This window comes from Phenylobacterium conjunctum, assembly GCF_042679085.1.
Lineage (GTDB): Bacteria > Pseudomonadota > Alphaproteobacteria > Caulobacterales > Caulobacteraceae > Phenylobacterium > Phenylobacterium conjunctum.
Genome location: NZ_JBHTLQ010000087.1, coordinates 1 through 9,832, shown reverse-complemented (window position 1 = coordinate 9,832; position 9,832 = coordinate 1). Strand labels below are relative to the sequence as shown.

10 protein-coding genes and 1 pseudogene are annotated in these 9,832 nt (G+C 68.7%); 9 read left to right on the top strand and 2 right to left on the bottom strand.

Going from position 1 to position 9,832, the window contains the following annotated elements:
- A partial coding sequence (locus tag ACFQ27_RS19965; protein WP_377354808.1) for an endoglucanase occupies positions 1-2,918 on the top strand: 2,918 nt, incomplete at its 5' end.
- 218 nt (positions 2,919-3,136) lie between these two features.
- Here ACFQ27_RS19965 and fliP read toward each other — a convergent pair.
- A complete protein-coding gene (fliP, locus tag ACFQ27_RS19960) occupies positions 3,137-3,916 on the bottom strand; it encodes a flagellar type III secretion system pore protein FliP (protein ID WP_377354810.1) in 780 nt (259 codons plus the stop codon).
- A gap of 32 nt (positions 3,917-3,948) precedes the next feature.
- Positions 3,949-4,245 carry a flagellar biosynthetic protein FliO gene (locus ACFQ27_RS19955; protein WP_374345205.1) on the bottom strand — a complete coding sequence of 99 codons (297 nt, stop codon included), beginning with the start codon at positions 4,243-4,245 and terminating at the stop codon, positions 3,949-3,951.
- 92 nt (positions 4,246-4,337) lie between these two features.
- Between ACFQ27_RS19955 and flgB the strand changes: the two genes are divergently transcribed.
- From flgB to ACFQ27_RS19915, 8 genes and pseudogenes are all read left to right on the top strand, one after another.
- Positions 4,338-4,772: a flagellar basal body rod protein FlgB gene (gene flgB, locus ACFQ27_RS19950; protein ID WP_374345532.1), complete on the top strand. Its 435-nt coding sequence runs from the start codon at positions 4,338-4,340 to the stop codon at positions 4,770-4,772.
- 12 nt (positions 4,773-4,784) lie between these two features.
- A complete protein-coding gene (gene flgC / locus ACFQ27_RS19945; RefSeq protein WP_374345204.1) occupies positions 4,785-5,204 on the top strand; it encodes a flagellar basal body rod protein FlgC in 420 nt (139 codons plus the stop codon).
- Between the two features lie 11 nt (positions 5,205-5,215).
- A complete protein-coding gene (locus ACFQ27_RS19940; protein WP_374345203.1) occupies positions 5,216-5,518 on the top strand; it encodes a flagellar hook-basal body complex protein FliE in 303 nt (100 codons plus the stop codon).
- Positions 5,519-5,907: 389 nt separating this feature from the next.
- Positions 5,908-7,146, top strand: a complete 1,239-nt coding sequence (locus tag ACFQ27_RS19935) for an NADH:flavin oxidoreductase/NADH oxidase family protein (protein WP_377354807.1) — start codon at positions 5,908-5,910, stop codon at positions 7,144-7,146.
- Positions 7,147-7,310: 164 nt separating this feature from the next.
- Positions 7,311-7,574: a flagellar biosynthesis protein FliQ gene (fliQ, locus tag ACFQ27_RS19930; protein WP_374345201.1), complete on the top strand. Its 264-nt coding sequence runs from the start codon at positions 7,311-7,313 to the stop codon at positions 7,572-7,574.
- Positions 7,575-7,582: 8 nt separating this feature from the next.
- Entirely contained in the window at positions 7,583-8,341 is a 759-nt protein-coding gene (gene fliR, locus ACFQ27_RS19925) for a flagellar biosynthetic protein FliR (RefSeq protein ID WP_374345200.1), read from the top strand.
- Positions 8,342-9,415, top strand: coding sequence for a flagellar biosynthesis protein FlhB (gene flhB, locus ACFQ27_RS19920; protein WP_374345199.1), 1,074 nt, complete (start codon positions 8,342-8,344; stop codon positions 9,413-9,415).
- Positions 9,416-9,556: 141 nt separating this feature from the next.
- Positions 9,557-9,832: pseudogene (locus ACFQ27_RS19915) on the top strand (cell cycle histidine kinase CckA); the annotation flags it as partial.

Genomic DNA, 9,832 nt, shown 5'->3' with positions numbered 1-9,832 from the left:
CCGCGGGCGTGGCGGCGCCGACGGCTGGGTCGGTGGCGCCGCGCGGGGCGCTGGACGTGCACGTGGGCGAGGCGCGGGACTTCACCCGCATCGAGCTGCACTGGGCGGGCGGCGCGCGCACCACGACCAGCCGCAACGGTCAGGTCCTCAGCCTGAAGTTCGACCGGGACGCCAACCCGGACATCGCCCGGCTGAAATACAGCCCGCCCAAGTGGCTGAAGACGGCCGAGGCGCGTCATGCCGGCGGCCGGCTGGAACTGGTCTTCACCCTCGCCGACGGCGCCGACGCCAAGGTGGGCTCGGCCGACGGCGCGACCTACGTCAACCTGTTCGAAAAGCCGGCGGAGGAGGCGCAGGCCCCCGCCGCGGATCCGACCGCCCCCGGCGCCGCCCCGGTCGAGGTCGCCGAAGCCCCGCAGATCGAGCCGGAGCCCGAGCGCCCAAATCCCGTGCCGCCGGGCGGGGTGGTGCACATGACCGCGGCCATGTCCAACGGCCAGGTCCAGCTGACCTTTCCCTGGGCCAATCCCAATGGCGCGGCCGTGTTCCGCCGCGGCGCCGCGGTCTGGGTGGTGTTCGACGCCGCCGCGATCATCGACGTCTCCCGCGCCCCGCGCGGCCTGAAGCAGTTCTCCACCGTCCAGGCGGTGAAGGGCGAGGACTATTCCGCCGTCCGCATCGCTTCGCCGGTGGGCACTCCGGTCTTCGCCTCGAACCTGGGCGGGACCTGGACGATCTCCTTGGGCTCCGGGCCGCAGGGCCAGGCCTCGCCGATCCGCATCGGCCGCGATGATGTCGGCGGCCCCGCCGCCCTGAAGGCCGAGATCGCCGGCTCCACCCGCGCTGTCCGGGTGCAGGACCCGGTGGTCGGCGACACCTTGTCCGTCGTCACCGCCCTTGGCCCGTCCAAGGGCGTGCAGATGCGCCGCGAATACGTCCAGATGGCGGTGCTGCCCTCGGCCCAGGGTCTGGGGATGGAGTCCTACGTCAACGACCTGCATGTGGAGCGCGAGGGCGACCTCGTCCACATCGGCCGCCCCACGGGCCTGGCCCTGTCGCCGGTCTTCGCCCAGGTCCGCCAGATCGAAGCCAGCCTCGGCGCGCCCCAACCGGCGTCGATGCCGGGCCTGATCGACGATGTGAACTGGCCGCGCACCGGCGAGACCGGGTTCCTCGGCCGCTACAGCCAGCTGCTCAACGCCGCCACCGAGGAAGGCGCTGTCGCCAAGGACGCGCCGATCGCCGCGCGCATGGCGCTGGCCCGCTTCCTGGTCGGCTCCCAGCTGTCCTTCGAGGCCATCGGCCTGCTCAACGACATCGCCCGGACCAATCCCGAGGTGCTGGACAACCCGGAATTCCGGGGGCTGCGCGGCATCTCGCGGGTCATGGCCCGCCGCTACAAGGAAGCCCAGGCCGACTTCGCATCGCCGGCCCTGTCGGATGATCCCTCCATCGCCCTGTGGCGATCCTACGCCGCCGCCCAGCTGGCCCAGTGGCCCGAGGCGCGCAGCCATTTCCTGGACGGCTCCGAGGCCTTCGGCCTGTTCTCGCCCATGTGGAAGCAGCGGTTCGCCCGCGCCGACGCCCAGGCGGCCCTGGCGCTGGGCGACATCGATGGCGCCGACCGCTCCATCAAGCTGGCGCTGAGCGACAAGGCCGAGCCGCTGGAGGAGCTGGCCACCCGCCTGATCCAGGCCCAGGTGATCGAGGCCAAGGGCCAGCCCCAGCGCGCGCTGGGCGTCTATCAGGCGATCATGAAGGCGCCGACCGAGTCCCTGACCGCGCCAGCAACCCTGCGCGCCACCCAGATCAAGCTGCAGCTAGGCCAGATCTCGCCGGTCGACGCGGCCAATGTCTTCGCGGGCCTGCGCTATCGCTGGCGCGGCGACGCCACCGAGCTCGAGACCATCCGCGCGCTAGGCCAGCTCTATCTCAGCCAAGGCCGCTATCGCGAGGCGCTGGAGGCCTTCAAGTCGGCCCCGCCGGCCCAGGCCGACAAGCCGGAATCCATCCAGATCCAGGCCGACCTGACCAACGCCTTCCGCGCCCTGTTCCTGGATGGCGCCGCCGATGGTCTGGAGCCTGTCCAGGCGCTCGCCCTGTTCTACGATTTCCAGGACCTGACGCCGCTGGGGGCCGACGGCGACCTGATGGTGCGCAAGCTGGTCCGCCGCCTGGTGGACGTGGATCTCTTGGATCAGGCGGCGAACCTGTTGAAATACCAGGTGGAAAATCGTCTGGATGGCGTGCCGCGGGCCCAGGTCGCCACCGACCTCGCCACCATCTACCTGATGGATCGCAAGCCCGAGCAGGCCCTGCAGGCCATTAACAACTCGCGCACCACGGTCCTGCCCAACGCGCTCAACGCCGAGCGCCGCCTGATCGAGGGCCGCGCCCTGATGAATCTCGGCCGCCTCGACGGCGCCGAGGAGATGATCGAGCGCGACACCACCCGCGAGGGCCAGGACCTGCGCACCGAGATCGCCTGGAAGCGCAAGGACTGGCCCACGGCCGGCGCCATGTTCGAGAAGTCGCTGGGCGACCGGTTCAAGCTGCCGCAGGCCCTGACCAGCGAGGAGGAGGGCAAGCTGCTGCGCGCGGGGGTCTCCTACAGCCTGGCCGGCGACGACGCCGCTCTGGCCAGGCTCTATTCCCGCTATCAGGGCTTCATCGCCCAGGCTCACAATCCCGACGCCCTGCAGGTCGCCCTGTCGGGCATGTCGTCCGGCCAGCTGGGCGTCGCCGACTTCGGGCGCGTCACCGCCGACAACGAGTCCTTCGCCGGCTGGGTCGGCAAGATGAAGGTCAAGTTCCGCGAAAAGCCGGCCCCGGTGGGCGCCTCCACGCGCCAGGCCGCCACGCCCGCCGCCGGCAAGACCGCCGAAGCCGCCCCGCCCAAGGGCAAGGCCAAGGGCTGACGCCTACCACCCCCCTCGCGTCATCCTCCGGTCGCCCAAGAGGGCGATCCTGGGGACCCATCGGGCAAGGCCAATCAACCGCACGTCCCGGCGAATGCCGGGACCCAGATCATATGGCTCAGAGCGGGGGAAAAGCCCCACCAGTCCGCGTCCTGTACATCAGGCGTGCGTCACCTGGATCCCGGCGTTCGCCGGGATGTGCGGAAAGGGCGGCGCGCCTACCCCCCAGCCCCCCGCTGGAAGCTCTCCACCAGGCTGCCCGACACCAGTCGCCAGCCGTCCACCAGCACGAAGAAGATCAGCTTGAACGGCAAGGAGACCACCACGGGTGGGAGCATCATCATGCCCATGCTCATCAGCACGCTGGCCACCACCAGGTCGATGACCAGGAAGGGGATGAACAACAGGAAGCCGATCTCGAAGGCGCGCTTCAGCTCCGAGATCATGAAGGCCGGGGTGACCACGCGCAGGGGCAGGTCCTGCAGGGTCGGGGGGCGTTCGACCTTGGACAGGCGGACGAACAGGGCGAGGTCCTCGCGATCCACCTGGGCCAGCATGAAGCTCTTCACGGGCGCGCCGGCGGCGTCGAAGGCCTCCGGCAGTTCCATCTGCTGGTCGAGCAGCGGCTTGATCCCGTCGTCATAGGACTTCTGGAATGTCGGCCCCATGACGATGGCGGTCAGGAACAGGGCCAGGCTGATGATCACCGCGTTGGGCGGGCTCTGCTGCAGGCCGAGCGCCGTGCGCAGCAGGGACAGGACCACCACGATGCGCACAAAGGCCGTGGTCATGATGACGATGGACGGCGCCAGCGACAGGACGGTCAGAAGGCCCATCAGCTGGACCACCCGCTCGGTCAGGCCGGCGCCGGAGCCCAGGTTGATGTTCACGGCTTGCGCCGCCGCGTGGGCCGGGAACAACAGGCCGGCCACCGTGGCCAGGACCGCATAGCCGAAGGCGCGGCGCAGGTCCTGCGGCGACAGGGCGGACAGGCCCATCTGGGCGGCGAAGCGGGACAGGAGCTTGCGCATCAGGCGTCGGCCTTGGCGGATTTGGGACGGGACTTTTGGGGCGGGGCAGGGGGCAGGACCTGGCCCTCGCCCAGCAGGATCAGGCGTTCCTCGCCGTCGCAGGACACCAGGACCAGGCGGCGCGCGGGATCGAGCACCAGGCTCTCCACCACCTTCAGGCGCCGTTCGGTGGGGGCGCGCGACAGGCGCTCCACCAGGTCCGGCCCGAACCGGCGCAGGGCCACGGCGCACAGGCCGATCAGGCCCATGGTCAGGGTCAGCGCGAAAACGGCGCGGAGTACATCGGCGAAATGCATCGCGGGAACGGGGGCCTCCGACCGGCGCGCGCCGGCCTGTCCCACCTCTGCGCCAGAGGGTCTTAAGGAGCGATTAACCCTATTTGTTCACCATGTTTGTCATGGACATCACCGACATTCCGCTCTTCTCGATGCTGCGGGGCCGGCTCGGATATCTGTCCGAGCGACAGAAGGTGATCGCCCAGAACGTCGCCAACTCCGACACCCCCGGCTACACGCCGAGCGACCTGAAGCCCTACAGCTTCGAGGCCCAGATGAAGGCCCAGTCGCAGTCCGCCGGCATGATGGTCACCACCCAGCCCGGCCACATGCTGCCGCCGTCCCAGCGCGGCAAGTCGGCCCTGGGGAGCAGCTTCAAGGCCCAGCGCAAGCCGGACTCCGAAACCACCCTCGACGGCAATTCCGTCGTGTTGGAGGAGGAGATGATGAAGATGAGCGACGCCCGCATGAACTTCGACGCGGCGGTGGGCTTCTATCAGAAGTCTCTGAACCTGCTGCGCATGGCCTCGCGCGCGCCGGGCCGCTGATAGGAGACGCCGATGGCCGAGATCAGCAGCATGGGGCGTCAGGCCCAGGCGATCGCCACCTCCGCGCTTCGCGCCCAGCAGGCCCGGATGCGGGTCATCGCCGAGAACATCGCCAACGCCAATTCGACCTCCAAGACCGCCGGCGGCGATCCCTATCGCCGTCAGATCCCGGTGTTCGAGCCGGCCAAGGTCGACGGCGCCCAGGGCGTTCGGATGTCCAAGGTCGAGCCCGACCAGAAGCCCTTCAAGACCGCCTACGAGCCCGGCAATCCGTCCGCCGACGCTCAGGGCTATGTGAAGCTGCCCAATGTCGACAGCCTGGTTGAGGCCCTCGACATGAAGGAGGCGCAGCGCGCCTACGAGGCCAACCTCAATGTCATCGAGACCGCGCGGGCCATGGATGGCCGCGTCCTCGATCTCCTGAAGAAGTAGGAGCCTAGGCCATGATGACCGCGCTCGCCGCCGCCAAGGCCTATGCCGCGACGTCCAAGCACGGCGTCTCCGCCCCCATGGGCCAGGAGGAGGGCGGTCTCGACTTCGGGGCCATGGTCAAGAACGCCATGACCGACGCCATGCAGGCGTCGAAGAAGGCCGAGCATCAGATGATGCTGCAGAGCCAGGGCAAGGCCGAGCTGATCGACGTGGTCACCGCCATCTCCGCGGCCGAGACCAGCCTCGAAACCGTCATGGCCGTCCGCGACCAGGTGATCAGCGCCTACCAGGAAATCATGCGGATGCCGATCTGAAGGTTGGCTCGCCTAAGCGAGCAAACCTTCAGTGTCATCCCGGTTTTCGCCTAGGCGAAAGACCGGGACCCATAGACACCGATCTACCCGGACAGCCCCGCGCGTATGGGTCCCGGACAAGCGCTGCGCGCTTTCCGGGATGACACCCTCATGGACCTGCTCGTGGTCATCGCCACCCACCACTCCCGTCATCCTCCGGTCGCCCGCAGGGCGATCCGGGGGACCCAAGCTGACTCATCTAAGCTGGCAAGCCGCTTCGGTCCCCCGGATCCTTGCTGGCGCAAGGCCTGGAGGATGACGATCCATGGTGGGCGGCCATGCAAAATCAACCTGCCTGACCCAGCGTCCGCCCTGCTAGCTTGGCCGTGACCGCAACACGGGACCCTTCCATGGCCGCCGACCTTTTCGCCCCGCTTCCCCTGGCCTGTGGCGCGACCCTGCCCAACCGCATCGCCAAGGCCGCCACACAGGAGGCCCTGGCAGGTCCCGGCCAGCTGCCGGACAAGCATCTGTTCAACGCCTACGCCCGATGGTCGCGGGGTGGGTCGGGCCTGCTGCTGACCGGCAATGTGATGATCGACGGCCGCGCCTGCACCGGCCCCGCCGACTGCGTGCTGGAGGAGACCACCGATCTCGGCCCCTATCGGGAGTGGGCCAAGGCCTCGAAGTCCGGCGGCGCCCAGGTCTGGATGCAGATCAACCACCCGGGCCGCCAGGTCCAGGCCGACCAGGGCGGGGAGGGGTGGTCCGCCTCGGATGTGCCGCTCGATCTCGGCTCGGCCTCCAAGCTGTTCGTCAAGCCGCGGGCCATGACCGAGGCGGAGATCCTGGAGACCATCGGCCGCTTCGCGGCCACCGCGCGGCTGGCCGACCTGGCCGGTTTCGACGGGGTCCAGGTGCACGCCGCCCACGGCTACCTGATCTCCCAGTTCCTCTCTCCGCTCGCCAACCACCGCACCGACCGCTGGGGCGGCCCCATCGAGAACCGCGCCCGGCTGCTGGTCGAGGCGGTCAAGGCCGTGCGCGCCGCGGTGCGCCCCGACTTCGCGGTGTCGGTGAAGCTGAATTCCGCCGACTTCCAGCGCGGGGGCTTCGACCAGGATGATGCGCGGGCCGTGGTCGGCTATCTCAATGACCTCGGCGTCGATCTCGTGGAGCTCTCGGGCGGCAGCTATGAGAGCCCGGCCATGCAGGGTGAAGCCGCCGACGGTCGCACCCTGGCGCGCGAGGCCTACTTCCTCGAGTTCGCCATCGACCTGCGCAAGATCGCCAAGATGCCGCTGATGTGCACCGGCGGGGTGCGCCGCAAGGAAGTCGCCGAGCAGGTCCTGGCCGGCGGCGTCGATGTGGTGGGGATCGCCACCGCCCTGTCCATCGATCCCGACCTGCCCAAGCACTGGCGCGCCGGCGGCCCCGACGCTCCGCCGGCCCCCAAGCTGAAGAGCAAGAACAAGACCCTGGTCAGCATGGGCCACATGGCCTTCGTGGTCAGCCAGATCGGCCGCATGGGTAAGGGCCAGGAGCCTGCGCCCAAGGCCTCGCCGCTGTTCGCCCTGATCGGTGGCCAGCTCGCGCGGAGCGGCCAGGTCAAGCGCTATCGCGCCTGGCTGTCGGCGCAAAAGAGCTGAGTTCATTCAGTGTATTGCAGGGCAATTCTGATTCGTTGCGTGAACTTCGGCAGGGTTCCATAACCCCTTCATCAAGTGGCTAAAGTCCGCCGGTCGCAGGCCTTCGTTAACCATATTCGGCCAGTTTGCCGGGGTATGGTTAACGCTTGTCCGAGAGAGTTTGCATGAACGGCGCGGAGGTTCTGGACGTCGGTCGCGACGCCATCTGGCTCACCATCCAGCTGTCGGCGCCCGTGCTGATCGTCGGCCTGATCGTCGGCGTCGGCATCGGCCTGATGCAGGCGCTCACCCAGATCCAGGAATCCACCCTGGTGTTCGCCCCGAAGATCGTCGCGGTGTTCGCCTCGCTGCTGTTCTTCCTACCGCTGATGGGCGCTCTGATGAACACCTTCATGCAGCACATCGCCGCCCGCATCGCGGCGATGTAGCCGCGGCCGTGGGACCCTACGCCACCGCAGCCCAGATCTACGCCGGCGGACTGATCTTCGCCCGGCTCGCCGCGCTCGTGATGCTGATCCCGGGGATCGGCGACACGGTGGTCCCGGCGCGGGTGCGCATGGCCTTCGCCTTCCTGATGACCCTGATGCTGCTGCCGGTGGTCGCGCCAGTGGTCCCGCCGGTTCCGGGCAATGTCAGCGACATGGCCTTCGCGGTCATCGGCCAGATCCTGATCGGCCTGATGATCGGCGGCGTCCTGCGGATGTTCATGGCCGCCCTGGCCGTGGCCGGCGAGGTGGTCTCGATCCAGACCACCCTGTCCTTCGCCCAGACCGCGGCGCCCGGCATCGCCCAGAACTCCACGACGCTTGGCACCTTCCTGTCGTTGATCGGCACGGTGCTGATCGTGACCACGGACCTGCACCATCTGTTCCTGGCCGGGATCGTGAAGTCCTACAGCCTGTTCCCGTTCGGCCGTCCCGTGCCGGTGGCCGACGCCGGCGAGCTGGCCGTGCGGACGATGGCGGACGCCTTCAAGATGGGCATCCAGCTGTCGGCGCCGGTCGCCGTCTTCGCCCTGATCTTCAACGTCGCCACCGGCCTGGTCGGCCGCGTGATGCCCCAGTTCCAGGTCTTCTTCGTCGCCTCGCCGCTGATCGTGCTGTTGGGCCTGTCGATCTTCGCCCTCAGCCTGGGCCTGGTCGGCATGGTCTGGGTCAATGGCTACCGCGACCTACTCGCTGTGTTCGGAGGCTAGATGGCCGACGATCCCGAGTCGAAAACAGAAGAACCAACAGCCCGAAAGCTCGCGGATGCGCGGGCCAAAGGTGACGTCGTCAAGACGATGGACCTGCCGCAGCTGGCCTCCTTCACGGCGGCGGCGGCGGTGCTCGCCATGGCGGGCGGCTGGATGAGCCGCGATATGGCCCTGGCGCTCAAGCCCTTCCTGGAGCATCCGGAGGCCTTCTCGGTCGGCGGCGGCGGCGGGGTGCAGGTCGCCCGGCAGGCCCTGATGGCCGCCACGCCCCTGCTGGCGGCGGTGCTGGGCGCCTCGATGATCGCCGGCGTGGCCGGCAACGTGGCCCAGACGGGTCTGCTCTGGACGCCCAGCAAGCTCGCGCCCACCCTCGACAAGCTTTCGCCGATGGCCGGCTTCAAGCGGCTGTTCGGGCTCGACGCCCTGATGCAGTTCGCCAAGTCGACGGTGAAGGTCTTCATCCTGTCCTGGATCGTCTGGACGGTGATCAAGCCGCACCTGCGCGAGCTGGAGAACCTGGCGGCCATGGAGCCCATGGCCATCCTGCCCTTCGCCGCCGACATCCTGCGTCGCCTGGTCTTCACCGTGGCGGGGTTCCTGCTGCTGGTCGCGGGCTTCGACTGGTTCTGGCAGCGCCAGCGCTTCATGGCGCGGCACCGGATGTCGAAGGAAGAGCTGAAGGAAGACTACAAGCAGACCGAAGGCGACCCGCACGTCAAAGCCAAGCAGCGCCAGATCCGCATCCAGCGCTCGCGCCGGCGGATGATGCAGGCGGTGCCGAACGCCACCGTGGTGGTCATGAACCCGACCCACTACGCGGTCGCCCTGAAGTACGAGGCCGGCGAGGCCGAGGCGCCCATGTGCGTCGCCAAGGGGCTGGACGCCGTCGCCCTGAAGATCCGCGCCATCGCCGAGGAGAACGGCGTGCCGGTGGTCGAGGACCCGCCCCTGGCGCGGGCGCTCTACGCGGCGATCGAGATCGACGACTTCATCCCGCCCAAGCACTACGAGGCGGTGGCCAAGATCATCGGCTTCATCCTGAACGGCGAGAAGAAGCTGGCGGGGGCGGTATGACGCTCCGGTATTCCCGCGCGTGCGCTCCGCAACTCTGGCGCGAAGGGCGCCATTCGGTGAAAAACCCTTTCCGAGTCTATAGTTATGAGTGATTCGTCTGGGGCTTCGGCCCCGTCAACAGGACCACGGCTGGGACACCCCATGGCCGAGCTTGATCATCGCGCGCCCGCGCGCCGCCGTTTCGACCCGCTCACCGCCGCCGCTGTGGTGTTCTTTGTCATGGCTGTGGTGTTCGCCGCCGCGCCGGCCGTCAACGCCGGTCCGGCGACCCTGGCCGGCCTGCTGCTGCTGATCGGCCTGGCGGGCGTGGCCTGTCTGGGCCTGTTCGTGCTGCGCGCCTCCAGCGAGCCGCCGGCCGACCAGGAGCCGCGCGCCGACAAGCTGATCGACGCCCTGTCCGAGCCCGCGGCCATCGCC